This window comes from Streptosporangium sp. NBC_01639 (genome assembly GCF_045209755.1).
Lineage (GTDB): Bacteria > Actinomycetota > Actinomycetes > Streptosporangiales > Streptosporangiaceae > Streptosporangium.
Genome location: NZ_CP109272.1, coordinates 792,842 through 819,251, shown reverse-complemented (window position 1 = coordinate 819,251; position 26,410 = coordinate 792,842). Strand labels below are relative to the sequence as shown.

At 70.7% G+C, this 26,410-nt stretch carries 16 protein-coding genes and 1 pseudogene; 6 read left to right on the top strand and 11 right to left on the bottom strand.

Annotated features, from left to right (window positions below; all coding sequences use genetic code 11):
- Positions 1 to 217 precede the first annotated feature (217 nt).
- The 8 genes from OHA77_RS03670 to OHA77_RS03635 form a co-directional block, all read right to left on the bottom strand.
- Positions 218 to 430 (bottom strand): MbtH family protein, encoded by a 213-nt coding sequence (locus OHA77_RS03670; protein ID WP_406316118.1) that lies wholly within the window; start codon positions 428 to 430, stop codon positions 218 to 220.
- Positions 427 to 609: a hypothetical protein gene (locus tag OHA77_RS03665; protein ID WP_406316117.1), complete on the bottom strand. Its 183-nt coding sequence runs from the start codon at positions 607 to 609 to the stop codon at positions 427 to 429. Before OHA77_RS03665 ends, OHA77_RS03670 begins: the two co-directional genes overlap by 4 nt.
- Positions 610 to 701: 92 nt before the next feature.
- Complete coding sequence (locus OHA77_RS03660; RefSeq protein WP_406316116.1) at positions 702 to 2,402, bottom strand: ABC transporter ATP-binding protein; 1,701 nt, start codon at positions 2,400 to 2,402, stop codon at positions 702 to 704.
- On the bottom strand, positions 2,389 to 13,254 hold the full coding sequence (locus tag OHA77_RS03655; RefSeq protein ID WP_406316115.1) for an amino acid adenylation domain-containing protein: 10,866 nt from the start codon (positions 13,252 to 13,254) through the stop codon (positions 2,389 to 2,391). Before OHA77_RS03655 ends, OHA77_RS03660 begins: the two co-directional genes overlap by 14 nt.
- 59 nt (positions 13,255 to 13,313) lie before the next feature.
- Complete coding sequence (locus OHA77_RS03650) at positions 13,314 to 15,101, bottom strand: ABC transporter ATP-binding protein (protein WP_406316114.1); 1,788 nt, start codon at positions 15,099 to 15,101, stop codon at positions 13,314 to 13,316.
- 46 nt (positions 15,102 to 15,147) lie between these two features.
- A complete protein-coding gene (locus OHA77_RS03645; RefSeq protein ID WP_406316112.1) occupies positions 15,148 to 16,197 on the bottom strand; it encodes an iron-siderophore ABC transporter substrate-binding protein in 1,050 nt (349 codons plus the stop codon).
- 102 nt (positions 16,198 to 16,299) lie between these two features.
- Positions 16,300 to 17,370 carry a FecCD family ABC transporter permease gene (locus tag OHA77_RS03640; RefSeq protein WP_406316111.1) on the bottom strand — a complete coding sequence of 357 codons (1,071 nt, stop codon included), beginning with the start codon at positions 17,368 to 17,370 and terminating at the stop codon, positions 16,300 to 16,302.
- Complete coding sequence (locus tag OHA77_RS03635; protein ID WP_406316109.1) at positions 17,367 to 18,422, bottom strand: FecCD family ABC transporter permease; 1,056 nt, start codon at positions 18,420 to 18,422, stop codon at positions 17,367 to 17,369. Before OHA77_RS03635 ends, OHA77_RS03640 begins: the two co-directional genes overlap by 4 nt.
- Before the next feature lie 368 nt (positions 18,423 to 18,790).
- Here OHA77_RS03635 and OHA77_RS03630 point away from each other — a divergent pair, with 368 nt between their 5' ends.
- The 4 genes and pseudogenes from OHA77_RS03630 (at position 18,791) to OHA77_RS03615 (ending at position 21,086) form a co-directional block, all read left to right on the top strand.
- Positions 18,791 to 19,870: an alpha/beta hydrolase-fold protein gene (locus tag OHA77_RS03630; RefSeq protein WP_406316108.1), complete on the top strand. Its 1,080-nt coding sequence runs from the start codon at positions 18,791 to 18,793 to the stop codon at positions 19,868 to 19,870.
- Positions 19,871 to 19,925: 55 nt separating this feature from the next.
- Positions 19,926 to 20,363: pseudogene (locus OHA77_RS03625) on the top strand (transposase); the annotation flags it as partial.
- A gap of 17 nt (positions 20,364 to 20,380) precedes the next feature.
- The gene (locus OHA77_RS03620) at positions 20,381 to 20,602 is read left to right on the top strand and encodes a hypothetical protein (RefSeq protein WP_406316107.1); all 222 of its coding nucleotides are present in this window, start codon (positions 20,381 to 20,383) and stop codon (positions 20,600 to 20,602) included.
- A gap of 91 nt (positions 20,603 to 20,693) precedes the next feature.
- On the top strand, positions 20,694 to 21,086 hold the full coding sequence (locus OHA77_RS03615; RefSeq protein WP_326822077.1) for a hypothetical protein: 393 nt from the start codon (positions 20,694 to 20,696) through the stop codon (positions 21,084 to 21,086).
- A gap of 6 nt (positions 21,087 to 21,092) precedes the next feature.
- Here OHA77_RS03615 and OHA77_RS03610 read toward each other — a convergent pair whose 3' ends face one another.
- From OHA77_RS03610 to OHA77_RS03600, 3 genes are read right to left on the bottom strand one after another with little or no spacing between them, the layout of a single operon-like run.
- Positions 21,093 to 21,395: a muconolactone Delta-isomerase family protein gene (locus OHA77_RS03610; protein ID WP_326822078.1), complete on the bottom strand. Its 303-nt coding sequence runs from the start codon at positions 21,393 to 21,395 to the stop codon at positions 21,093 to 21,095.
- A gap of 33 nt (positions 21,396 to 21,428) precedes the next feature.
- Complete coding sequence (locus OHA77_RS03605) at positions 21,429 to 22,190, bottom strand: IclR family transcriptional regulator (protein WP_406316105.1); 762 nt, start codon at positions 22,188 to 22,190, stop codon at positions 21,429 to 21,431.
- Between the two features lie 45 nt (positions 22,191 to 22,235).
- Complete coding sequence (locus OHA77_RS03600) at positions 22,236 to 23,327, bottom strand: mandelate racemase/muconate lactonizing enzyme family protein (RefSeq protein ID WP_406316104.1); 1,092 nt, start codon at positions 23,325 to 23,327, stop codon at positions 22,236 to 22,238.
- 126 nt (positions 23,328 to 23,453) lie between these two features.
- On the opposite strand from OHA77_RS03600, the gene OHA77_RS03595 reads away from it, so the two are divergent.
- Both OHA77_RS03595 and OHA77_RS03590 read left to right on the top strand, forming a co-directional pair.
- A complete protein-coding gene (locus tag OHA77_RS03595) occupies positions 23,454 to 24,332 on the top strand; it encodes an SDR family NAD(P)-dependent oxidoreductase (RefSeq protein WP_406316102.1) in 879 nt (292 codons plus the stop codon).
- Between the two features lie 56 nt (positions 24,333 to 24,388).
- Entirely contained in the window at positions 24,389 to 26,410 is a 2,022-nt protein-coding gene (locus tag OHA77_RS03590; RefSeq protein ID WP_406316100.1) for a thiamine pyrophosphate-dependent enzyme, read from the top strand.

Genomic DNA, 26,410 nt, shown 5'->3' with positions numbered 1-26,410 from the left:
CCATGGGGATGATCGGCTGGGTGACGGTGTCGGCCACGACGGCGAAGGACGCGTCGAGGCGGGTGGGAAAGAAGAACCCGCAGGCCCTCAGCCGGATGGGGAAACCAGGCCCGCCTCGTAGGCGATGATGACCGGTTGCACGGCCTGCGCCCCGGTCCCGGCATCTTCCCTGACCTTTGCCCTTCCCGGGTGGCGACCGGGAAGGGCGTGCGGGTGGTCAGCCGTTCATGGCCTCGGTCAGGGAACGAGGACGCAGGTCGGTCCAGTGTCTCTCGATGTAGTCCAGGCAGGCGGCGCGGGTGTTCTCGGCGAGGACGACGGTCCAGCCGGCGGGGACCTCGGCGAAGGAGGGCCACAAGGAGTGCTGGTCCTCGGCGTTGACCAGGACCAGGAAGCGGCCGTCGGGGTCGTCGAACGGGTTGGTGGTCATGCTCGGTCCCTCCCGGGGTCCGACGGGGCGGTCAGCGCGCCGTCGAGGACGGTGATCAGATCGTCGGCCAGAGGTGGCGTCGGCGCGGTCGCGGCCAGGCGATGGAGTACGCCGAGGAGATGGGGCATCGCGTCCTCTGCGGGGGTTGAGTCGGCAGTGTGCGCCGGCCTCCCGGACACGGCGTCACCTTGGGCAAGGCTTGCTCAGCTTAAGGCAAGCCTTACCTAAGTTCAATTACCTGTTCCTTACGTGAAGGGACCACGCGTTCGGGTCACCGGGCCACGGCCAGGCGGTAGTTCTCGTCCGTGGTGAGGAGGTTGCGATGGGTGTCCTCCGCGGTGATGACGCCGTCGTCCAGGACGAGGACCCGGTCGGCGGCGTCCAGCAGGGCCGGGCTGCTGGTGAGCACGATGGTGGTGCGGTTCCGGCGCAGCTCGGCGATGTTGCGCGCGATGAGCTGTTCGGTGACCGCGTCGACCGCCGTCGTCGGGTCGTGCAGGACCAGGATGTCGGCGTCGGCGGCGAGGGCGCGGGCCAGGGACAGCCGTTGGCGCTGCCCACCGGAGAGGTTCGCGCCGCGGTCGCGGACGCCGTAGTCGAGTCCGTCGCGGTGGAGGGCGGCGACGTCGGTCAGCATGGACGCCTCGACGGCCTCGGAGACCATGCGGCCGGCGCCCGCCGGGTCGATGTTCGTGCGGAGAGTGCCCGCGAAGATCTCCCCGTCGTACGGGTTCACCAGCATGTGCTCGCGGACCGTCTCGATCGACAGGTCCGCGATCTCCTGCCCGCTGACCCGCACCACCCCCTCATACGCATCAGGCGGGACGTTCACCGCCAGGAGCGACGCGAGGTCGGCCGCCGCGCGAGGCTGGTAGACGGCGATCGCCACGAACTCGCCGGCGGACACGTGGAACTTCAGCTCGCGCAGGGACCCGTACCGGACGCTGTCGACCTCGAGGTCTCCGCCTGCGGACGGGCGCTCCGGCCTCGGGGCCATCACCGGAGGCGCGGCCAGCACCAGCGCCATCCGCTCGGCCGATGCGCGCGCGATCATCACGTACTTCGGCATCTCGGAGAACAACTTGAGCGGTTCCATGATGAACTGCGCCAGCCCCACGGCCATGACGAGCTGCCCGACGGTGATCTCGCCGTTGAACGCCAGCCAGCCCGCCGTCAGGGACACAGCGGTGGCGAGGATCGCATTGAGTGCCAGCGCGGTGCCGGCGTACGCGCCGTTCACCTTGGCGACGGTGATCGCCTGGCTTTTCGCCTCCGTGCTGACCTTCCGGTAGGACAGGAACCCCGCGTGGTTGCCGCCGAAGCCGTGCAGCGGGCGCAGGCCGGTGATCAGGTCGGCGACCTTCGCGCCCGCCCGCGCCACCCGGGCCTGCTGTTCGCGGGTGCCGGCACCGATCCGTTTGGACATCACGCTCAGGATCGACAGGATCGCGATGGTTCCCACGATCACCAGCAGGCCGAGCCAGACACTGGCCATGCCCAGCGCGACCGCGGTGATCAGCACCGCGACCAACGAGCTGACCAGCAGCGGCACCACCTCGATGATGTCGGCGGTCTGGTCGGCGTCCTCGGTGGCGATGGTCAGGATCTCGCCGGACTTGAGATCGACGTCCCTGGCCACCGGTTGGAGTCCGCAGGCCGCGACCCGCACCCGCCAGCGGTGTGCCTCGGTCGTGTTGGCCTTCTGCAGGATGCGCATCCCGAACCGCCACGACAGCGACACGGTCGTGATGATCACGGCCAGCGCGGCGATCGACAGGGCGAGAGAGCCGAGGTTGCGGTCCTGCATCGTATGTTCGACTATCAGGCCGAGTGCGATGGGGAAGGCGGTCTCGCCGGCCTGGTACATGCCCATGAGGACGGTGCCCCAGGTCATGGCGCCCGCGTTGCGCCGCAGTGCGGCCCAGAGGATGTCGGACCCCGTGCGGGGCCGCTGCTTGTCAGGAGTTGTCATCGAGGTGTCGGGCAATCGCTTCCGGGGTTCGCAGGGTGAACAGATCACGAATGGTGATCACGGGACCGTACTCGCGGCGGAGCAGCCCGATCAGCCGCACCGCCAGCATGGAGTGCCCCCCGAGGGACACGAAGTCGCTCACCGCGCTCACCTCGTCATCATCCAGGTCCAGCGCCTCGGCGAAGAACTCGCACACCACGGTCTCGGTCTCGGTCGCCGGGCCACGCTCGCCCGACGTGGTCAGCGCGCCCAGCGGCCTGGCCTCCGGCAGCGCCGTGGCGTCGGCTTTCCCGTTCACGGTCAGCGGGATGGCGTCGACGTGGGCGTAGTGCGTGGGGCGCAGGTAGTCCGGCAGCCCGGCGCCCACCTCGGCGGCGACCGTCGCCAGGTCGGAGCCGCCCAGTACGAGGTAGGCGGCCAGCCGGTACGCGCCGTCGACCTGCGGATCGGGTTGGGCGACCGCGGCGGCGAACCGCACCGCCGGGTGCGCCTCGAACGCGGCCTCGACTTCGCCCAGCTCGACCCGGTGCCCCCGGATCTTGACTTGCTGGTCGGTGCGGCCCAGGTACGTCAGGTTCCCGTCGGGCCGCCGGACCACCAGGTCCCCGGTGCGGTACATGCGCTCGCCGGGTTCGCCGAACGGGCACGCGACGAACCGATGCGCGGTCTGGGCGGGCTGCCCGAGGTAGCCGCGCGCGATGCCGATGCCCGACACGTACAGTTCGCCGGGCACGCCGTCCGGCACGGGCCGCAGCCACGGGTCCAGCACGTACACGTCGGTGTTGTCGATCGGCACGCCCACCACCGGGTCGTGGCACTCGAAGGTACCGACGCCGAGGGTGTTGATGGTGTACTCGGTGGGTCCGTACAGGTTGTAGCCGACCGTCCCGTCGGTCTCGGCGAGCCGATGCCACAGCGCCGGGGTGACCGCCTCACCGCCCAGCAGCACCAGCGCGGGTCGCCGCGCGGGGTCGTCGAGCAGCCCTTCGGCCACCAGCTGCTGCGCGTAGGTGGGGGTCACGTTGACGACGTCGATCCCGTGCTCAAGGCAGTACTCGACCAGCCGGGGCGCGTCGCGCCGCAGTTCCTCGTCGCAGATGTGCACCTCGTGGCCGTCGGCGAGCCACAGGAGCTCCTCCCACGACATGTCGAACGCGAACGACACGGTGTGCGCGATCCGGAAGACCCGGTGGGCGTGCTCGGCCAGCACCGGCTCGAAGATGCGGCGCCGGTGGTTGATCAGCATGTTGGTGAGCCCGGCGTACTCGGTCACCACGCCCTTGGGCTTCCCGGTCGATCCGGAGGTGTAGATGGTGTACGCGGGGTGCCGCAGGCGGTCCGGGTCGTCCGGCGCGAACGTCGGATACGGCTCGGCCTCGGGCAGCGGGCGGTCCAGCTCGATCAGGTCGCCGGTCAGCCGGGGTGAGACGGCGCTCACGGTGAAGATCACGTCCGGGCGGGCGTCCGCGACGATCGCGGCGATCCGCTCGTCCGGGTGGTCCAGCTCCAGCGGCACGTACGCGGCGCCGACGCGAAGCACGGCGAACAGCGCCACGATCGAGTCGAGAGAACGCGGGATCGCCAGACCCACGGTCATCTCAGGGCCGATGCCGCGCTGAGCGAGCAGACCCGCCACCGCGCGGCTGCGCTCCTGAAGCCGGGCGAACGTCATGGTCCGGCCGTGGGCGACGAGCGCGACCTGCTGCGGGCTGCGGTCCGCCGCCCGGTCGAACCGGTCGACCACGGTGTCGGTGCCGACGTCCGTACGCTCGGCCGGCTCGGGCTCCGGCCCCAGACCGCGCAGCGCGCCCACCGGCCCGGTCGAGCGGGCCAGATCTTCGAGCACGCGCAGGTAGTCGTCCAGGAGACGACGGGCGTGCTCCGCGTCGTCGTCGCGATACTCCAGCTTGACCGTGAGCCGGTCGCCCGGCGTGACGACCCAGGTGAACGGGTAGTGCGTGGAGTCATCGGCCCGCACCGCGGTGATGCCGTGCCTGGCGTTCATCGTGGCGAACGCGTCCATGTCCAGGAAGTTCTGGAGCACGAACAGGTTGTCGAACAGGGTGCCGTGCCCACCGGCCCGCTGGATCTCGCCGAGCCCCAGGTGCTCGTGCTCCATCGCCGCGACTCTGGCCGCCTGCACGGCGGCCAGGTACTCCCGCACCGTGTCGTCCGGCCGTGCCCGCGTCCACATGGGCACGGTGTTGAGCAGCACGCCGACGATGCCGGACAGGCCCTCGCCCTCCCGGCCGGAGACGGTCACGCCGAACACGGCGTCGCTCCGGCCGGTGTGCGCGCCCAACAGCAGGCCGAACGCGCCGGTCAGCACCGAGTTCAGCGTGACGCCGTGCGTCCTGGCCGCTTCCCGCAGCAGTTCCGACTGCCCGGCGGACAGCGTGCGCACGAGGGCGTGCGGCAGATCGTCCGGAAGCGACGGTGCCGGTCCGGCGAGCAGCGTCGGACCCGGGAGGCCGGTCAGGTGCTCCGCCCAGAAGCGTTCCGACCCGGAGAAGTCCTTGGCGTCGAGCGCCCGGGCGTAGTCCTCGAAGCTCGGCGTGGCCGGGGCCGGGGCCGGCGGCTCTCCCGTGAGGACGGCCTGATAGGCGTCGAACAGGTCCCGCAGCACGATCTCGCGTGACCAGCCGTCCCACAGCAGCAGGTGGTAGCTCAGCAGCAGGCCGTCGCGGTCGTCGGGCAGGCGCACCACGGTCAACCGGATCAGCGGTGGCTCATCCGGGTCGAAGCCCGTGTCGCGGTCCCGGACACGCAGGGCTTCGACGTCCGCGTCCGCCGGCAGGACGACCGTGCGGACATCGACCCGCCGGCCCGCTGCGAGGACCTGGACCGGGTTTCCGCCGGCGTCGGTGGTGAAACCGGCGCCCACGACCGGGTGCCGCGCGATCACGTACGCCATCGCCTCGGCCAGGGCGCCGGTGTCCAGCCGCCGGTCGAAGGTGAAGTAGTTCTGGGCGACATAGTGTCCGGCCGAGCCCGCCAGCTGGGCCTGGAAGAACAGGCCCTTCTGGAGCGGGGTCACCGGTGCCGTCCACTCGGCCGTCGCGGCGGCGTCGGCGATTCGCTCCAGCGCGCGCCGCCAGTGCCCGGTCAGCTCGTCGGGGATGCCTTCGGCGAGGGTGAAGGCCGCGCGCAGGCTTCCGGTGGCCGCGTCGATCCACGCGTTGACCTCGACGGCGTACGGGCTGCCCTGGTCGCCGCCGGTGATGCGCAGCGCCTGGGACTCGCTGCCCCGGCCGAGGTAGTTGAACAGCACCTGGGGGCGCGCGTTCAGCAGCGGCGCCGTCTGCGGGTTGAGGTACCTGAGCCGGCCGTAGGCGACATGCCCGCGCTCGTCCGGCTGGCGTTCGGTGATCTCGCGCGCCGCCGCGACGGGGTCGGTGTGCGCCGTGAGCCGCACGGGCGCGATGGAGGTGAACCAGCCGACCGTGCGGGTGTAGTCGTGGTGTTCGAGCACCGGGACCCGGCCGTGCCGCTCCAACTCGATCGCGAGATCGGTGGGCGACGGCTGGATGTGCGTCAGCGCGGTCCGCAGCGCGCCGCACAGCAACTCGGTGAGACCGACGCCGAGTGCGGCGGGCGCGGTACGCGTCACGCGGGCGGTCACCTCGGGCGCGACCTCCACCATGGTCTCGCGCAGCCCCTCGACCACGGGCAGCAGCACGGGCGCTTCGAGTGTGGTGACCCAGTGCCCGAGGTCGTCGATCACCTGGGCGGACCGGGTCGTCAGCGCGTCGGCGTACTCGGCGTAGGACGTGGTCGGCGGCGTCAGGGCCGCTCCGCGCATGGCGGCGGCCAGGTCGTCCAGCAGGATCAGCCAGGACACCGAGTCGACGGCGAGGTGGTGCACGGTGACCACCAGGGTCCGGCTCGCCGCCAGCCACGAGAACGCGATCACCTCCCCGGACTCGGGATCGAGCCGTCCGGCGGCCTCGTTCGCCGCGGCCGTCGCGTCGGCCGCGTCGGTCCGGACGACGGTGACCTCGCGGGCGGGGTCGGTGCGCAGCGCCCACACCCCGTGCTCGACGCGCAGCCGCAGCCGGAGGGCCGGGTGCGCGGCCACCACGGCGTCCGCGGCGCGCTCGACGTCGGCGAACCCGGTTCCCTCGGCTGCCACCAGTGCCCTGGCCTGGGCGAACCGGGAGAGGGAGCCGCCCAGTTCCCGCTGGCGCAGAATGATCGGCGTCGGTGTCAGCGGGCCGTCCTCGCGGTGGGCGGGCGCGGGCGCCGTGGCCTGCGGCGTGCGCGTCCCCAGGTGACCGGCGAGTGCGCGCGGCGTCCTGAGCAGGAACACGTCCCGTGGGGCGATCGGCAGGCCGAGCGCCCTGGCCCGGTTGACCACGGTGATGGCGACGATGCTGTCGCCGCCGGCCCTGAAGAAGTCGGTGTCGCCGTCCACCTCGCAGCCGGGCAGCGCCTCGGTGAAAACGCCGACCAGCGCGGCAACCGTGGAATCGCTCGTGGGCACCGGGGTGTCGTCCTGCGCGGCGCGTTCGCTCAGGGCCTTCCGGTCCAGCTTGCCGTTGACCGTCAGCGGCAGGGCGTCGACCCGTAGCACCCGGCCCGGCACCATGTGCGCGGGCAGTTTCGCCGACAGGAGGCCGGTGATGTCGTCGGGCATCCGGCCCACCACGTGCGCGACCAGGTGGTCGCCGCTGCCGGCCACGGTGACGGCCGCGTCGGCCACGCCGTCGAGTCCCCTGATCGCGGACTCCACCTCGCCGAGCTCGATGCGGAAACCCTTGAGCTGCACCTGATCGTCGGCGCGGCCGGTGAACTCCAGCTCCCCGCCGAGCGTGCGGCGGGCGAGATCGCCCGTGTGGTACATGCGGGAGCCGTCGCCCGCGAACGGGTTCGCCACGAACCGGCCCGCGGTGAGCTCCGGCCTGCCCAGGTAGCCGAGCGACACCTGGTCGCCGGCGACGTAGATGGCGCCCACCCGGCCCGGCGGCACCGGCCGGAGCCGGTCGTCGAGCAGGTAGGTGACCAGGCCGGGGATCGGGGCGCCGATCGGGCTGACGTCGTCGCCGAGGGCGAAGTCCTCGTCGGTCAGCACCCGGTGCGTGACGTGGACGGTGGTCTCGGTGATGCCGTACATGTTGACCAGCTCGGGCGAGCCGGTGCCGTGCCGTTCGACCCAGCCGCGCAGCCGCCCGAGATCCAGTGCCTCGCCGCCGAAGATGATCCGGCGGAGCGAGGTGACCGGCTCGCCGGCGTGTCGGTCGGCCTCGATGAACGGGTAGAACGCCGACGGGGTCTGGTTGAGCACGGTCACTCCGCGTTCGCGGACCAGCCGGTGGAAGTCGACCGGGGAGCGGGTCAACCCGTACTCCGGCACCAGCAGCTCACCGCCGTGCGCCAGCGCGCCCCACAGCTCCCACACCGCGAAGTCGAAGGAGGAGGAGTGGAACTGGACCCACACGTCGTGCGGGCCGAAGTCCATGTCAGGCTGGGTGTTCGCGAGCAGCGTCACCACGCTGGAGTGCGGGACGACGACACCCTTGGGCCTGCCGGTCGATCCGGAGGTGTAGATCACGTACGCCGGGTCGTGCCAGCCGACCTCGGGCGCGGTGGTGTCCAGCGGCAGCCCGTCCTCCGGTACGAGCACCTGGGCCGGCACGCCCGCCCTGGCCGACAGCTCCGTGAAGCGGTCCCGCTGTTCGGCGTCCACGAGAACGACCTGCGGGGCGGCGTCGGCGAGGATGTACTCCAGCCGTTCATCCGGGTACGCCGGATCCAGCGGCACGTACGCGCCGCCCGCGGTGACGGTCGCAACCAGGGCGACGACCTGCTCAAGGGAGCGCGGGACGGCGACGGCGACCCGGCTGCCCGGTCCGATCCCGGCCGCGCGCAGCGCCGAGGCCAGCTCGTTCTTCGCGTCCGCCAGTTCGCCGTAGGTCAGCGACCGGGTGCTGCCGTCGAGACCGCACTGGGTGACGGCGACGGCGGCCGGGTCGCGGTTCGCGGCGGCGTCGAACAGCCCGCCCAGGGTCGTCGGGGTGATCCGCGCGGGCTGTCCGGCGCCGTCGGGCACCAGGTCGTCCGGCCGGGTGAGCAGGCCGGTCAGGGTCCGGGTGAACGTGCGCAGGATCGCCTGGGCGTGCGTCTCCCGCAGCAGTCCGCTGTCGTAGATCAGGTTGAACCGCGGACGGCCGTCGGGTGCGCGCTCCACCACGAGCGTCAACGGGTAGTGCGGGGCGCCCTCGTTCGCGATGCCGGTGACGACGAACTCGTCGCCGGGCCTGCGCAGACCGTCCACATCGGTCGCGACGTCGAACACCACCAGGGTGTCGAACAGGGGACCGCCGCCGATCTGGCGGCCGATCCTGGTCAGGGAGACATGCTGGTGCGGCAGCACCGCGCTCTGGTGCTCCCGCACCGAGGCGAGCAGGTCGCGCGCCGTGGTGGTGCCGTCCCATCGGGCCCGCACCGGGATCGTGTTGATGAGCAGCCCCACCATGTCGTCGATGCCGGGCACATCCGCGTCACGCCCGGACACCGTGGAACCGAACACCACGTCCTTGCCGGGCAGGATGCCGCCCAGCGTCACCGCCCACGCGCTGTGCACGGCGACGCTCAGCGGCACACCCGCCGACCGGACGGCCGCGTCGAGGTCGTCATCCGGCCGCACGGCGGTTTCGGCGAACCGGTCGGACGGGGTGTGCCCCTCGGCGACCAGCGAAGGGCCGGGCAGCCCGGCGAGCTGATCGCGCCATACCCGGTCGCTCTCGTCGTCGTCGAGCGCGGCGAGCCGGCGCACGTAGCCGGCGAAGTCGCCCTGCGGGTACACGGTCCCCGGCGCGTGATACTCGGCCAGCAGCGCGCGCAGCATCGGGGGCACCGACCAGCCGTCGGCGATGATGTGGTGCACGGTCTGCACCAGGACGTTCCGGCGGGGACCCGTGCGGATGAGGGTGTAGCGCATCAGCGGGCCGGTGGCCAGGTCGATCCCGGCGCGGCGGTCCCGCTCGGCGTAGTCGCGGAGCTCGTCGCCGGTGATGCCGGGGCGCTCCAGCGTGGTGAACGGCGCCCGCACACCGCTCTCCAGCACCGAGACCACGCGGCCGTCGGCGAGGGCCACGAACCGCGCGGCCAGGTTCGGATACAGCGCGAGCAGCCGGGTGGCCGCCGCCGCGAGCCGGTCGGCGTCCACATCGCCGTCCAGCGTCAGTATCTGCTGCTCGACGTAACTGCCCGCCGAGTCGTCGTCGAAGACCGAGTGGAAGTACAGGCCCTCCTGCAGCGGGGTCAGCGGCAGGATGTCCCGCAGCGCCGGGCCGTCCAGGGCGTCGACGTCGGCCTGGGTGAGAGACACCGCACCGAAGTCGCTGGGGGAGTGGCCGCCCTGGTCGAGCGCGGCCAGCCCTGCCAGGGCCACCCGGAAATACTCGCCGATCGTCGCGATGTCCTCGTCGGCGAACACTCCGTCCGGCCACGAGATGGTGGTGACCAATTCGTACGCGCCGGTCGGGCCGGGTTCGGCGATCGCGTTGAACTCCAGGACGCGCGGCAGGCGCATCCTCGGGTCGCGCTTCTCGCCCAACTGCCCGGTGGCGCCCGCGAGCTGCCAGTCCCCGGACGCGCCCGCGTCGAAGCGGCCCAGGTAGTTGAACAACACCTGCGGGGCGGGCGCGTCGAACCCGGTGCCGGTCAGGTATCGCAGGGCGCCGTAGGAAACGCCGTTGCCCGGCACCCGGGCGAGGTCTTCCTTGACCGACTTGAGCGCGGCGGACAGGTACCCGGGGGCGGTGAAATCGGCCGTCGCGCCAGGGTCCACGATCACCGGGAACAGGGTGGTGAACCAGCCCACGGTCCGTGACAGGTCCGGTTCGAAGCCGGCGGCGCCCGCCACGAACCGTCCTTCGCGGCCGTGGCCCTCGAGTTCGACGTGCGCGAACGTCTGATCCTGCCCGAGGTCGCGGCGCCACCGGGCGAGGGCGACGGCGAGCGCGGTCAGCAGCACGTCGTTGACGCCCGCGTGGAACCTCGCCGGAATCTCGCCCAGCAGCGCGGCTGTGACCTCGGGGTCGACCGAGACGGTCCGAACCCGCTCACCGGCGACGGTGTCGGATTCGGACAGTGGACGCCGGCCCAACGGTCCGTCCGCTTCCGGCAGGGGACACCGGAAGTAGTCGCGGTCCGTGTCGAACGTCGCGCGCCCGAGCAGCTGCGTCCAGCGCCGGAACGACGTGCCCACCGGCGGCAACTCGATCGGCGTGCCCGAGGTGAGCTGCCGCCACGCCGTGGCCAGGTCCTCCATCAGGACCCGCCATGACACGCCGTCGATCACCACGTGATGGACGACCATGACCAGTTGCCGTGCCTCGCGCCGCCAGACGGCACGGAGCATCACGCCGTTGTCCGGGTCCAGTCCGTCGGTGGCGAGCCCGACGCACTCGTCGAGCGGCCGGTCGCTCTCCTGCCATCCCGCGGCGGCCTGGTCCGCCTTCGGGATGTCGAAGCCCCACCGGGCGCCGCGCACCAGTTTGGCGCGCAGCATGTCGTGTCGCCTGACCACGGCGGCGAGCATCTCGTCGAGGGCGTCGGCGGTCAGGTCCGCCGGGGTGTTCAGCACCACCGACTGCACGAAGCCGTCGATCGCGTCCGTGCTCTCGCCGAGCCACTGCACGATGGGCGCCCCGGCGACGGAACCGGTCGCGACATCCCCGCGGTCCACGGGGGAGACGTCATCGCGGCTCGCCACCGCCGCCAGCGCCCCCACGGTGCCGTTGGTGAAGATCTGCGCCGCCGTGACGTGGAGGCCCGCGTCGCGCAGCGCGCTCAGCAGCGAGATCGCCAGGATGCTGTCTCCGCCGAGCCTGAAGAAGTTCTGGTCGGCACCGACCTCGTCCAGCCGCAACACCGACGCGACCGCCGCGCACACCACGCGCTCGTTCTCGGTGGCGGGCGGGATGAGCGAACCCGCCTCGATGGCCGGCTCCGGCAACGCGTTCCGGTCCACTTTGCCGTTCGGGGTGAGCGGGAACTCTTTCATCACGACGATGCGCGCGGGCACCATGTACTCGACCAGGTGCTCGACGGCCCACGCCTTGACCTCGTCCGCCCGCAGGGCCTCGCTCCCGGCCGCCGGGATCACGTACCCCACCAGGTAGGTGCCGCCCGCCGCGTTCTTCTTCGGGATGACACAGGTGTGCCGTACCCGGGGGTGCTCCGCGAGCCCGACCTCGACATCCTCGATCTCCAGCCGCATGCCGCGGATCTTGATCTGGTTGTCGGTCCGGCCGAGGAAGTCCAGCGACCCGTCCGGGGCGAACCGCGCGAGGTCACCGGTCCGGTACAGCCGGGACCCGTCCCCGGCGAACGGATTCGCCACGAACCGGGATGCCGTCAGGCCGGGCGCGTTGACGTACCCGCGCCCCAGCAGGAACCCGCCCACGTACAGCTCGCCGCCGACGCCGACCGGGACCGGGCGCAGCTCCTCGTCCAGCACGTACAACTCGGTGTTGGGGTTGGCCTTGCCGATCGACGTCGACAGGCGTTCCGCCGCGCCCCGGTAGATGACGTGCGAGACACCGATCGTCGTCTCGGCCGGGCCGTAGCCGTGGTACATGGGGATGTCGAGCCGGGTGCGGAACCGCTCGTACAGCTCCGGGGTCAGCACCTCGCCGCCGCACCACACGTGCCTCAGGCTGTCCAGCCGCCCGGAGTCGCCCGCGATCTCCAGCAGCACGTCCAGCATGGACGACACCAGGTACGTGAAGGTGACGCGCTGCTCGGTGATCACGCTCAGCAGGTGGTGCGGGTCGCGTTCACCGCCGGGCCGCAGGACCACCAGCCGTCCGCCGCGCACCAGCGGCAGGAAGATCTCGTTGATGGAGATGTCGAACGACAGCGGCGCCTTGAACAGCGACGCGTCGTCGTGGCCGAAGCCCAGGATCTCGTCGGCCTGCCACAGCAGGCGCTCGCTGATCGCCTCGTGCCGGATCATCGCGCCCTTGGGCCGCCCGGTCGAACCGGAGGTGAAGATCACGTATGCCAGGGCGGGGCCGGGGACGGCGATCTCGGTGCTCTCGGTGGGATACGAACCGAACCGCCAGTCGTCGAGGTCGACGGCCACGGCTTCCGGTTCGCCCGCGTCGTGCTCGCCGGAGCCGTTGAGCTGCACCACGACCCGGGCGTCGTCGATCACGACCGCTCTGCGCGCGGCGGGCCAGTGCGGATCGAGCGGCACGAACGCGCACCCCGCCTGGAGCACGCCGAGCAGACCGATCACCATCTCGGCGGAGCGGCCCAGCGAGACACCGACGACCTGTTCGGCGGTGAGTCCGCGTTCGACCAGGTGGTGGGCCAGCTGGTTGGACAGCTCGGCCGCCTCACGGTAGGTCAGCGACCGGTGTTCGTCGACGACGGCGACGGTGTCCGGCCTCGCGCGAACCTGTTCGCGGAACATCTCCACGATGGTCGGGCGGACCCGGTCGGCCTTGGTGTCGTTCCACTCGGCCAGGGCTTCGAGCCGTGCCGTCACGCTGGAGGGGCCGACGGTGCCCACAGGCCGATCCGGGAAGTCGGCCAGGTCGTCCAGTGCGAGCTGTGCGTCGGTCAGCGCGACGCCCTCGGGGACGGTGATGCTCCGGCCGTCCGCGCCGACCTCCCAGCCGCCGACCCCCTCCCCGCCGTTGTCCACCCATCCGAGGACGTCGGCGAACAGGGTGCCGGAGGTGAGGTCGAGGCTGCCGGGGCGCCGGCCCGTCGCCCAGTAGGCCAGCCCGATGGCGCACGCTTCGGTGATGGTCCTGTCGGAATATTCGCCGGTCCGCCGGCGCACGTCGGCCAGGCGCGCGGGAGAAAGCAGTGCGAGACGAGTGCTCGGTTCCATCATCGAAGACTCAGCCGACCCTTTCGAGTAGGAAAGTTAGCCCAACCTGATCTGCGTTCCTAACTGCCTTCTTGCCAGGCACGCCACAGTCGCGCGTACCGGCCGCCCAGAGCCACCAGTTCCTCGTGGGTTCCATGCTCCACAACGCGTCCCGCGTCCAGCACGGCGATGCGGTCCGCCGCCATCGCCTGGGTCAGCCGGTGCGCCACGAACAGCGTGGTGCGGCCCAGACAGGCGGCCGACACGGCCCGCTCCAACTCGGCGGCGCCCTGGCTGCCCGCCTCCGCGGTCGACTCGTCCAGCACCACCACCGGCGATCGGCCCAGTACCAGCCGGGCCAGGGCGATCTGGGCGACCTTGGTGACGTCCAGGCGCTCGCCGCCCTCGCCGACCATGGTGTTCAGCCCGTCGGGCAGCGCCGTGACCCACGTGTCGGCGCCGACCGTGCGCAACGCGTCCATCAGCTCGGCGTCGGTCGCCTTCGGGGCGGCCAGCCGCAGGTCGTCGGCGAGCGGACCGGAGAACACGTGCGTCTCCTGCGTCAGGATGCTCACCAGGGCCCGCGCTCCGGCCTCGTCCAGACCGGCGAGGTCGGTCGACCCGATGCGCACCGACCCGGCCTGCGGGGTCCCGATGCCCGCGATCAGCGCGGCCAGGGTCGTCTTGCCCGCGCCCGTCGCCCCCACCAGCGCGAGCGAACCACCCGCCGGGATCACCAGGTTGACGTCCCGCAGGACCGGCCGCTCGGAATCGGGATAGCCGAACGTCAGCCCCTCCACCGTCACCGAGTACGGCCCGGCGTCCGCCGACGCGACGGCCTCCCGGCCCACCAGCCTCTCCTCGGTGGCCTCGCCCAGCACCCCGACCAGCCGGGTCAGACTCGCGCCCGACTTCTGCGCCTCGTCGAAGGTGAACATGATGGCGCCCAACGGGGTGAACAGCCGGTGGAACAGCAGCGGGGCCACCGACGCCTCACCCAGGGTGACGGCATCGGCCTCCAGCAGGGCGTATCCCACCACGATGATCAGGACCAGCCCGATGAACTCGGCGCGGTTCTCCCTGCCGACGAACCGGCCGAAGAACCGGAACACCTCGACGCCGAGATTGCGCACCCGCCACGACTCGCTGGTGACCTGCTCGCGGAAGGCGTCCTCAAGGCGGTACGCCCGGACGGTGTCGATCCCGTTCAGGCCGCTGATCAGCGCCTGCGCGCGATCGGCCTGGGCTTCCCGCTGCTGCTGGTAGAGCGGTGCGGACCGAGGGAGATACCAGCGGAGGGCCAGCCCGTACGCGGGCAGCGCGCCGGCACCCGCCAGGCCGAGCCGCCAGTCCAGCCCGAACATGCCGACCGTGGCGATGACGACCAGCACTCCCGCCGAGAACACCGTGGGGATGGCCGTCCGGATGCCCTTGGACACCACGGCCACATCGTCACCGACCCGGGACAGCACGTCGCCCCGGCCGACCTGCTCGATCCGCGCGCTCGGCATTCCCAGCACCGCCTGGACGGCGCCCTCCCGCAGCCGCGCGAGCAGATCCGCGCCCAACCGCCCGACCAGGTATGTCGACGCCGCGGCGGCCGCCGAGCCGAGCAGCGCGGCGGCCACCATCAGGGTCCCGATCGTGATCAGGATCGACTGCGGTTCGCCCCCGACCACCCCGTCGACCACCTGGCCGAGCAGGAACACCGGCAGCACCTGGAGCGCCGCCCCCGCCACCGTGGTGAGCACGGTGGCGGCCGTCAGCCACGGCACCTCGCGGGAGTGCGCGGTGACCCATCGGGTGGCCTCGCGTCCGGTCGCCGTGCGCAGGATGGCCGAGGCGACGCGCGTGTCGGTGGTGCTCACGCCCGGACTGCGGCGGGTCGAGGAGGTGACACGTCTACCGGCATCTCTAGCCGGCCGACTTGACGAGCTCGTCGATCGCGTACGGCAGGGACAGCAGGGTGCCCTGCGACATGGCCGCGCCGATCGCCGGGCCCTCGCTGTCCAGCAGGTACGACACCTTGCCGTTCTTGACCGCGGGCAGGTTGGCGAACAACTTGAACTTCTTCAGCGCCGTCTGGTCCGCCTGGTCGGCGATGACGAAGATGTGGTCGACGTCGATCAGGTCGATGCGCTCGGGGGACAGCACGGTGTAGAAGCTGCCGTCCGCGATCTTGTCGATCTCCGGCGTGCCCTTGAAGCCGATGCCCGTCACCATTCGCCCGCGCACGTCGGTGGTGGTGAACGGTGCGACCGAGTCCTTGTACCAGGACACCGCGACGGCGGTTCGGTCCGCGAACTCCGGGTGCGCCTTACGAGCCGTGTCGAGCTTGTCCTGGATGCCCTGCACCAGCTTGGCGCCCTCGTCCGCCTTGCCGAGCGCCTTGGCGATGTGCAGCGCGTTGTCCTGCCACGGCGCGCTGAACGGCTCTTTCTCGCCCTTGGTGCGGCCCACCGTCGGGGCGATCTTGGAGAGCCGGTCGTAGGCGGCCTGGTCGATCTCGGAGTAGACCGCGATGATCAGGTCGGGCCGCAGGGCGGCGATCTTCTCGTAGTTCGGGCCGGAGTCCCCGTTGCTCATGATGACCTCGGGACGGGTGTCGCCCCACTTGTCCTTCACCCAGGGCCACTGGGTGTTGATGTCGGGAGTCTTGCCCGGCGGGTTCGGGTACTGGTCGACCATGCCGACCGGCTTGATGCCGAAGGCCAGGATGGCCTGGTCGTCGGTGTAGCCGACGGAGACGACCCGCTCGGGGGCCTTGGTGATCTGGGTGGACCCGAACGCGTGCTCCACGGTGACCGGGAACGCGCCACCCGTGGTGGCCGCGGTGGTGCCGGTCGGCTTGTCCGCCGCGTCGGAACCGCATCCCGCGAGGATGCCGACGCTGAGGGCCGCGGCGGACAGCACCGCTGCGAACCGCCGCAAGGTCTTCGTAGCCGTTGTTCGTTGGAGGATCATCCGGAATCCCTTGCTTTCGTGCAATCCGCTGCAACCCTGACTAGGAGCAGGGAAACCGTAGCACGCAGGTGTTAGGTGAGCCTAACCTTGCTTTGTCACTCCTCACCTCTCCCTTCTGAGGTTCGCCCTCACCAGCAGATAGACGAGGAAAGGACCGCCGATCGCGGCGGTGACCACACCGACCGGGAGAGTGATCGGCAGCGCCGTACGCGCCACCAGGTCCGCACCGATCAACAGCAGCGCGCCCACCAGCCCGGAGGCCACCAGCGGCGGCGTCGGGTACCGCGACAAACGCATCGCCACCTGCGGTGCCACCAGCGCGACGAACGGGACCGGGCCCGCCGCACTCACCGCCACGCCGGCCAGCAGCACCGCGCACAGCAGCAGGACCGCCCGCACCGCCGAGTATCGGACACCCAGCCCCGCCGCGACCTCGTCACCGAAGTGCAGCGGCCTGAGGTGGAACGCGACACACGACACGACGGCGATGAGGGCGAGCAGGCACCACAGCGCCACCCAGACCTCGCCCCACGAGCGGTTGTCCAGCGAGCCGACCAGCCACGCCTGGGCCCGGGCCACGTCCCGGATGTCGGCCGTGACCAGCAGCCAGGTCGTGATCGCCTGCATCACGGCGCTCACCGAGATACCGATGAGGATGAGCCGGAGGCCGTCGATCCCGCGCCGCCACGCCAGGAAATACACCAGCAGACCGGTGCCGAGACCGCCCGCGAGTGCCGCCGCGGACAGGCCCACGGAGTCGGCGATCGCCGCGGCGGCCCCACCCGACACCGTCACCAGGAACACCGCGACCGCACTCGCGCCCCCGGTGATCCCCAGGATGTCGGGGCTGGCCAACGGGTTGCGCGCGATGGACTGCGTGATCGCCCCGGACACCCCCAGCGCGACCCCCACGATGAGCCCGGCCAGGGCGCGCGGCATCCGCAGATCCATGATCACGAACTCGTCGACCCGCTCACCCCGGCCGAGGAGCGTGGTGATCACCTGGGGCAGGCCGATGGGGAAGTCCCCGAGGCCGATGGACAGGCAGAACACCACAAAGGCCGCCGCCGCCAGCAGCAACGTGACGAATACCATCCAGGGCCGCCACACGAACGACGCATGGCCGAGTCGCACGCCCGGTGCCGTCGACCGCTTCACCGCTGTCTCGTTCATACCGTTTTGAACTTTCCGCGCCACACCAGCGCCGCGAAGAACGGGGCGCCGACGAGAGCGACGACGACGCCTGCCTGCAACTCGCCCGGTCGTGTCACCACGCGCCCCACGATGTCGCAGGCCAGCAGGAGAACGGCGCCGAGCAGACCCGCGCACGGCACCAGCCAGCGGTAGTCCGGTCCGGCCAGATACCGGGCCACGTGGGCCACCATGAGTCCGAGAAACGCGATGGGGCCGCATGCCGCCGTCGCCGCGCCCGCCAGCAGGGTGATGGCGACGATACCGACGGTTCGGCTCAGCGTGATGTTCACCCCCAGCCCTCGCGCCGCATCGTCACCCAGGTTGAGCAGGTTGATGGCGGGCAGCGTGGTCGACGCCAGCACCAACCCGACCACGATGAACGCGACCACCGGCCAGATGACGTCGAATCCGACACCGGACACAGAGCCCGCGTTCCAGAACCGCAGCGCGTTCAGCGACGCCTGGTCCGACAGTGAGACCGCCGTGGTCATCGCGGTCAGGAACACCGCGACCCCCTGCCCGGCCAGCGCGAGCGTCAACGGATTGCCCGCCCCCCGGCCGATGCTCGCCAGTCCGAACACGACGACACCGGCGACCGCCGCCCCCAGGAAGGCGAACCAGACGTACTGGTACGGATTGGCGAGCCCGAACAGGAGGATCACCGCCACCACGGCGAACGAGGCGCCGGAGTTGACCCCCAGCAACCCCGTGTCGGCGATCGGGTTGCGCGTGTACCCCTGGATCAACGCCCCGCTGACCCCCAAGGCCGTGCCCGCCACGATCGCGAGCACGGTCCGGGGCACCCGCACGGTCTGCACGATGAGCGTGATCTCGGTGAGCCGTTGGTCGGAGCCCGGCGCCGTGAACAACCCGTGCCACACCTCCGCGGGACTCAGCGCGCGCGCACCGACGGCCAACGACACCATCCCCGCGACCAGGAGGATCACCACAAGCGCGCCCAAGCCCGCAACCCGCCGCCGACGGGCCTCGGTGGCCGCGGATGCGGGACGTTTCCCCACAATCGTACTCATTCGACGTACGTTATCCCTTTGATCTACCGAGGTCGCCCGGCCGGAGGGACCGTCACGAGCCCCCTGAGGAAACCCCGTGCCTGCCCCGGCGCCGGCCGCCCGGCTTCGGACATGCCACCCGAGAAGAACCACACCCACCGTCTCCTCGGGCTGTCCCGAGGAGACGGTCTCGCGTCCGGACGCCGCGCGATCCGCCGAACGCTCCGCTCTCCCGAGACCGCCTCGACCGGAACCGGCCGGCCGGCAGCGGACGGCCGGGACACGCGAGCGACTGCGGCTCGCGTGTGCTCCGAACCTCGCCATTTCGATCAACTTAGGTAAGTCTATCCTTAGCTTTTGACCGATGGTAGGGACGGAGGAGGGCCGCGATGGAGAACACCTTCGCCCGGTTCGGGCTTCCCGGGGAACCCGGCACCGACGGGTTCTGGGCGGCGGCGGGGACGCCCGCGTCGGTGTCCACCGGCGACGGCGGCTGGGTGACCCTGTTCCTGTGGCGCGGGTCCCCGGCGAGCCTCGACTTCGAGAGCTGGTCGGAGCCGGTGCCCCTACGCCGGTGGGGCGATACGGACTGCTGGTACGCCGAGGTGGCCATGCCCGCGCGGCTGCGGGTGACCTACCGGTTCCGTACGGACGACGCGGCGTACGCCGACCCGTTCAACCCGGTCGGTGCGGGCGGTGACCGGTCCATCGCCGCGACCCCGGACGCCCCCGCCCAGCCGCACTGGCCTGCCGTCGGCGCCGCCGACGTCCTGCCCCTCCCGCGCACCCGTTTCCGCTGGACCAGCGACAGGCTCGGCGGACGGCGCACCGTGCGAGTCCACCCGGCGGGCGGGGGCGGGCCGATGGTCCTGCTGCTCGACGGGGACGACTGGCTGTACCTGCACCCGGCCGTGACCGCGTTCGACGCGGCCGTCGCCCATGGCGAGATGCCCGCCGTCACGCTCGTCTTCCTGCCCGCCCAGGCCAGGGCCGCCGAGTTCGGGTGCCGGCCCGAACTGTGGGAGGCGATCCGGGACGAGCTGCTGCCGCTGGTGGCCGAAAGCGGCGTACCCGCCGACCGAGACCGGCTGGTGGTCGCCGGGCAGAGCCTCGGCGGGCTGAGCGCGATGTACGCGGCACTGGAGTTCCCGGATCTGGTGTCCGGCGTCGCCTGCCAGTCGGGGTCGTTCTGGTGGACACCCGGCGCCATGGACCTGGCCGACCCCATGGGCGGCCCGGTCGGCGGTGCGATCGCCGCGCGCCTGCGGGAGCGCCCCGACCTGTCCGGTCTGCGGGTCGCGTTCGACGTGGGGGAGCACGAGCCGCGGATGCTGCCGCACTGCGAGCTGGTCGAGACCCTGGCCGAACAGGCCGGTGCCACCGTGCGGGTTTCGCGGTCGGCCTCCGGCCACGACCGAGCGGGCTGGCGCCACGCCCTGCTCAGGGATGTCGCCTGGGCGCTCGCCTAGTAGTACTTCGTTAGGTTGGTTTGATCTCGGGTGTGGGGTTCGGCATGCTGCTCTCGTGGACTTGGAGGAGATCGAGCAGCTGCGGGGTGAGCTGGCCGCGTTCGTGGCCGAGGTGTTCGCGTCGGTGCCGCGCAGAGATCAGCGGGCGAAGGGTGACTGCTACCTGCAGGGGTTGATGCTGGACGGCCGACGCAAGTCGATCCAGCCGATGGCCGAGCGGCTGCCGGACGGCGACATGCAGGCGTTGCAGCAGTTCGTCAACCAGTCGCCGTGGGAGCACGCCGCGGTGTTGCGCGCGGTGGCGCTCAAGACGGTCCCGATCGTCGATCCGCAGGTGTGGGTGATCGACGATGTGTCCTTTCCCAAGGACGGGAACATGTCGGCGGGGGTGGCAAGGCAGTGGTGCGGGGCGTTGGGTAAGCAGTCCAACTGCCAGGTCGCGGTGAGCTTGCACGCCGCATCCGACACCGCGTCGGTGCCGGTCTGCTGGCGCTGGGACTGCTGACCGTCATGTGGTCGTGGAGCAGCCTGCTCTGGCCGCTGGTGGTCAACACCGATCCCGAGATGATGACGTTGTCGGCCGGTCTCGCCTCGCTCCGCGGGCAGTTCCAGACCAACTTCCCGATCCTGTTCGCCGGGTCGCTCGTGGCCTCACTGCCCGTGGTCGCGCTCTTCGTGGTCCTGCAACGGCACCTCATCGCCGGCATCGCCTTCACCGGCTCGAAGGGCTGACCCGCGACCCGGACACTCCCCGCCGGACTCGCAAAGGCCCCGCCCCGAGAACGGGGCAGCGACCGCCGGGGCCGCGAGTACCGTCATGGGCATGGGCCTGCTGTTGGTGTTGCGTCCTCCACAAGCTCGCCCGAAGAGCCCGCGTCGGGCTACTCGGGCCCAGCGCCGTGAGCACCGCCGTGCCGACGCTGAGGAGTGGGAGGTCGCGCAGCAGCGCGGCTGGCTGCTGGACGTGGCGGTGGAGAAGCTCTTGCCCCTGGTGAACAGTGCCGGGGGCAGCGGGCTGCCGGTCCTCGGGCGGCTCGACCCGTGGAAGGACACCGTTCTCGATCGCCGTGACCTGCCCCGGCTCGAGGCTGACGTCGATCGTCTGGAGGCGGTTGCCGGCGATGACGGACAGCGTGCGTTGGTGGCGGCCATCCGGAAGCTGCTGATGACCTGGCGTACAGAGCCCGATCTGATGTTGCACTGCTACGGGGACTGACCGCACCTACCCGGCCGGCTGCCTTCGGGCCGGGCCGGGGTCATTCGGATGCGGGTCGAGTGGGTGGACCGTGGTTTTCATCAACGGATAAAGGGGAAGGCCACGAAGGATCTCGTGCAGCGCATCCGCGCTCGATGCGTGCCAGTAACCCCAATTCGCCCACCGCCCGGGAACGCGCCACAGTCGCACCAGATCGCCGCGGGCGGTTAGCATCCTGGCGTGCACCGCCTCTCGCGCTCGCAACTCGTCCAGCAGCGCGGGGGCCATGTCCGGCGGTGCCTCAAGCTCGATGTACACCAAGAATTCCATGTGCTCCCTCACCCGTGTCGTGCACCGCGCAGGTCACTCTGCGAACAGGTCCTGCGCGGTGTCGCATGACTTCACCAGCGTGGCGATCAGATCCTGCGAGACGCGTTGGAAACGGCTCGTCGGACTGGAAACCGTGTACGCCCCAATGACCCGCCCTCCGGCGAGGATAGGAGCGGCGACGCACGAGACGTCAAGCGTGAACTCCTCCTTTTCGATCGCGTAACCGCGTGCGCGAATCACCTCGAACTCCTTGCGGAGCAGGTCCTTGTCGGTGATCGTGTTCGGCGTCAACTTCGTCAAGGGGTGGCTTTTCAGGTATTGCTCGCGAACACCGTCGCGCGCGTAGGCAAGCAACAACTTGCCGGACGCCCGCGCATGTCCGTTCCCGAACGCCCCGCGTTGCAGGTTGGCCACCCGGACGGCATGGCTGCCCTCGGCCATGGCGACCACTTCTATTTCGCCGTGACGCCACGCACTGAGATAAGCGCTCTCGCCGGTGTCCGCGGCCAGCGCCCGCAGCGGCGCCTCGAGGCGCTCAAGCGGGTCGCCCTGCTCGAGATACGCGTCGGCCAGCATGCCGATACGCGGGCCGAGCCGGTAGTTGCCATTCCCGCCCTTGGCGAGTGCGCCGGCTGCGACCAGCGTGTGCAAGAGGTGGTAGGTCGTCGGAAGCGGCGCCGACATGATCTCAGCGAGCGCCTTCGCCGAGATGCTCTCAGGGCGCTCGGCGACCACCGACAGAGCGAAGAACGCCTTCATCACGGAGGCAATGTGTGGCTTGCGCTGCTCGACCACGATTCTCCCATAGTCATGACTATTATCGCACTAGGATACATCCAACTAGCGCGGGATCGTGAACCCAAGCCCCGGGACATCGCGTAGCTTCGCGGTTCCGTTACCGAACTCCGGGCCTCCCGTGCACAGCTCGTGGCTGGGGTCGTACCGGTTGCCCGAGCGGTCGAACGTCTCGATGTTGGTGACGCCGGGCAGGGCGGCCGCGAGGTGTGCCGAGACCTCCGGCGAGATGTGCATCGACACGGGCAATCCCCAGGACGTCGCGCTGCGTGCCACCCCGAGCGCGGGCGTGATGCCGCCGATGGTGGCCACGTCGAGGCGGAGGATGTCGAGCCCGTCGGCGGCGGCGAGGTGATCGAAGGCGTGGATGTCGGTCACCTCGTCCCCGACACCGATCGGGAGGTCGGACCGCTTGTGCAACTCCTGGTACGCCCGGACGTTTTCGGGCGGGAAGGGATCCTCGACCCAGGCGATCGGGAACTCGCGCCAGTTGCTGATCTCGGCCAGTGCCTGATCCGCGTTCTCCCAGAACCAGGAGGCGTCGACGACCACTCGCGTCGAGTCGGGCAGTGATATCGCCAGTTCCGACAGCGCGTGCCGAGTGACCGACGCGTCCTGTGCTCGGGCGATCTTCACCAGGGAATACCCCTTGTCCGCTGCGCGCACTGCGGTCTCCACGATATCGTCCACGTCCTCCCGCGCGTGCGGGTACCCGGCGACGAGCATGAGGGGCACGCGGTCCTTCTCACCGCCGAGGAGGCGGAACAGCGGGCGGGCGGCGCGCTGCGCGCGGACGTCCCAAAGTGCGATGTCGACCAGGCTGAGCGCGCGAGGAACCAGCCCGGTCCGCCCGACGCCCAGGGTCGATCGGAAGCACTCCCGCCACCGCGCCTCGACGTCCAGGGAGTCCTTTCCCGTGAGGAGAGGCGCGAAGAGCGTCTCGATGACGGCCGCGATCGGCGCGCCGCGCGTCTGGGCGTAGGCGCATCCGACGAATCCGTCGCGCGTCGTCACGTGGACCAGTGCGTACGCCCGCTCGGTGACAACGAAGGATCCGAGCTGGAGCGGGCGCGGCAGCGGCATGGTGCGGGTCGTGACGGTGATCGAGCTGATCGGATCTTGCGTGGTTTCGGTCATCGCTTCCCCTGTATTGGTCGACCTCATAAGCTGGAGCGGTGATTGTAACAATGTGACTCTTGACTCCACAATGGGAGAAGTTCTAGCCTCGCTCAATACCGGCTCGGGAGCTTCGGGCCGACGGCTATGGCGCCGCCAGCAGGCACGATAGGGCGGCAGCCGACAGTGAGGGAGAGGCGGATCGTGTCCGGAGAAGAAACGCGTGGGTCATCGGAGGTCCGCGGATCCGCCCTCGTGACGGGTGCCGCGCGGGGAATCGGTCTGACCATATCGATGGCGCTGGCTGCCGCTGGTTTCTCCGTGCACGCTGTGGATCGCGACGGGGCCGCCCTCGAAGAGGCTCGCCGCGAGATCGGAGCCGGCGGCGGGCGCTGCGAGACGTACGTGTGCGACATCGTCGACCCTGAGCAGGTCGAGCGGACGGTCGGCCGCGTCGCCGACAGCGCTGGGCGGATCGACCTGCTGGTCAACAACGCCGGCACCTATCACGTCGACGACCTCATGGAGTTGTCCTTCGAGACCTGGCGCCGGGTGTTGTCGGTGAACGCGGATGGGACCTTCCTCGTCGGCCAGGCCACCGCCCGCCGGATGGTGGATCAGCCGGTCCACGAGGAACTGGGCCGGCGCGGGATGGTGATCAACATCGGCTCGGTCGCCGCACAGGGCGGCAGGCCGAATCGCAGCGCGTACGGGGCCAGCAAGGCCCTGGTCCGGCATCTGACCATGAGCCAGGCCCTGGCCTGGCGCGAGCACGACGTCGCGGCGTGCCTCGTCTGCCCCGGCGAGGTCCTCGAGGGGATGCTTCGGAACATCTACGACGGCCTCGAACGCGTCTCGGGCGTGGCCGCCGACGAGCTCATCGAGTCCGCTCGCCTGTCGCTGCCACGGCAGCGGTTTCAGACGACGGACGAGGTGGCGCAGCGCATCGTGTTCCTGGCCACCTCGACCGGTATGCAGCATTCGGGCAGCGTCCTGTGGTGCGACTCCCGCATCGAACCGCTCTAGCCGTCACCCACTCATCCCACGGATTCAGCCACGGAACCGATTGTCAGGAGCGTGCATTGGGCGAGCTTTCCGTCCACGAGGCCTATCGACGTATGGCGTTCATCCGGCAGTTCGAACAAAAATGCCTTGAGCTGAGCAACGAAGGAGAGATAGCCGGATCGATCCATCTATGCCTCGGTCAGGAGGCGATCCCGGTCGGTGCCCTGTCGGCGCTGCGCCCGGGCGATCGGGTGCTCTCCACGTACCGGGGCCATGGCTGGGCGCTGGCGTGCGGCTCCGACCCTCTCGCGCTGCTCGCCGAGATCGCACAGCGGGCCGACGGGCTCAACGGCGGCCGGGCGGGTTCCCCGCTCCTGTCCGATCCCGACAACGGCTTCCTCGGCGAGAACTCCATCGTCGGCGGCGGGGTGCCGATCGCCGCCGGGGTCGCCCTGGCGCTCTCCTCGCGTGCTGAGGACGGCGTCGTCGTCTGCTCGATCGGCGACGGGGCGATGAACCAGGGCGCGACCACCGAGGGAATGGTGTTCGCCGCGGCCCGGAACCTGCCCGTGATCTTTATCTGCGAGAACAACGGCTGGTCGGAAATGACGCCGATCAGCGCCACGACCCGCGGTCCCGACCTGGTGGTCAGGGGCGAGGCGCTGGGGATCGAAAGCCACGTGGTGGACGGGGGCGACCCGTTCGCGGTCGCGCGCGCCGTCGCCGCCGCCGCGCAGGCGTGCCGGAACGGCGAAGGACCCGTCTATCTGGAGTGCAAGACCGTACGCCTCTCGGGTCACTACAACCGCGACATTCAGCACTACCGCCCGAAGGAGGACGTCGAGGCGGCCGAGCGTGGCGATCCGATCACCCGGCTCGTGGCCTCCGCCGCCGGCGACCTGAGCGACGACGCCGTCGATGCCATCGACGGGCAGGTGGCCGCCGAGGTCGAGGCGCTGGGCCGGCAGGTACGCGCGATGCCGGCGCCCGATCCCGCGTCCGTGCTCGACCACGTCTATGCGGCCCAGCCGCAGTCCCGCCCGGTCCCGGCGGCCGGCCCGCCCGAGGAGACCCGGGAGCTCACCTACCAGCGTGCGGTCAACCTCGCGCTCCGCACCGAGCTGCGGGAGCGCCCGGAGGTCGTCGTCTACGGCGAGGACGTCGGCAAGTCGGGCGGGATCTTCGGTGTTTCGCGTGGCCTGTGGAAGGAGTTCGGCGACGCCCGGGTCTTCGACACCCCCATCGCCGAAGCCGCGATCCTCGGCTCGGCGGTCGGGGCCGCGATCGCGGGGCTGCGTCCGGTCGTCGAGATCATGTGGGCCGACTTCACCCTCGTCGCCCTGGACCAGATCGTGAACCAGGCGGCGAATGTCCGTTACATCAACCGGTCGCGGCTGTCGGCTCCGTTGACGATCCGGATGCAGCAGGGCGTGACACCGGGTTCCTGTGCCCAGCACTCCCAGAGCATCGAGAGCATCCTCGCGCACGTCCCCGGCATCAAGGTGGGACTTCCGGCCACCGCGCAGGACGCGTATGCCATGACGCGGGCGGCCGTCGCGGATCCGGACCCGGTCGTCCTCATCGAGGGCCGCCGCTTCTACCAGGACGTGGGGACCGTCCACCCGAACTCGCCCATCGAACCGACGGCCGGGGCACGCCGCCGCCGTGACGGCGCCGATCTCGCCATCGTCTGCTGGGGCGCCGTCGTGTCCGACGTCATGACGGCGGCGGACCGGCTCGCCGCCGACGGGATCAGCGCGACCGTGCTGGACCTGCGCTGGCTCCGCCCGATCGACGACGACGCCATCGCCGCGGCGGTCCGGGACGGCTCCGGACGGGTGCTGGTGGTCCACGAGGACACCGTCACCGGCGGCTTCGGCGCGGAGATCGCCGCCAGAATCTCAGAAGCCCACTTTCCCGAACTGCGCTCGGCAGTACGCCGGCTGGGCTGCCCCGACATCCGCATGCCATCCGCTCCGAGCCTGCAGGCCGCCGTCCTCCCCGCGGTGTCACGCATCGTCGACACGGCCCGCGAGCTGTTGAAGGCGCCGACTTCGTCATTGCCATCCCCCCTGACAGCCGCCCACGAAGAGGTATGA

Bases quoted from the DNA above. Each gene is read 5' to 3' on its own strand.
- OHA77_RS03610 (WP_326822078.1), bottom strand. From the start codon at position 21,395: ATGGAATTCTTGGTGTACATCGAGCTTGAGGCACCGCCGGACATGGCC.
- OHA77_RS03595 (WP_406316102.1), top strand. From the start codon at position 23,454: ATGGCGCCGCCAGCAGGCACGATAGGGCGGCAGCCGACAGTGAGGGAG.
- OHA77_RS03640 (WP_406316111.1), bottom strand. From the start codon at position 17,370: ATGAACGAGACAGCGGTGAAGCGGTCGACGGCACCGGGCGTGCGACTC.
- OHA77_RS03660 (WP_406316116.1), bottom strand. From the start codon at position 2,402: ATGACAACTCCTGACAAGCAGCGGCCCCGCACGGGGTCCGACATCCTC.
- OHA77_RS03655 (WP_406316115.1), bottom strand. From the start codon at position 13,254: ATGGAACCGAGCACTCGTCTCGCACTGCTTTCTCCCGCGCGCCTGGCC.
- OHA77_RS03620 (WP_406316107.1), top strand. From the start codon at position 20,381: ATGTGGTCGTGGAGCAGCCTGCTCTGGCCGCTGGTGGTCAACACCGAT.
- OHA77_RS03615 (WP_326822077.1), top strand. From the start codon at position 20,694: ATGGGCCTGCTGTTGGTGTTGCGTCCTCCACAAGCTCGCCCGAAGAGC.
- OHA77_RS03645 (WP_406316112.1), bottom strand. From the start codon at position 16,197: ATGATCCTCCAACGAACAACGGCTACGAAGACCTTGCGGCGGTTCGCA.
- OHA77_RS03630 (WP_406316108.1), top strand. From the start codon at position 18,791: ATGGAGAACACCTTCGCCCGGTTCGGGCTTCCCGGGGAACCCGGCACC.
- OHA77_RS03670 (WP_406316118.1), bottom strand. From the start codon at position 430: ATGACCACCAACCCGTTCGACGACCCCGACGGCCGCTTCCTGGTCCTG.
- OHA77_RS03635 (WP_406316109.1), bottom strand. From the start codon at position 18,422: ATGAGTACGATTGTGGGGAAACGTCCCGCATCCGCGGCCACCGAGGCC.
- OHA77_RS03600 (WP_406316104.1), bottom strand. From the start codon at position 23,327: ATGACCGAAACCACGCAAGATCCGATCAGCTCGATCACCGTCACGACC.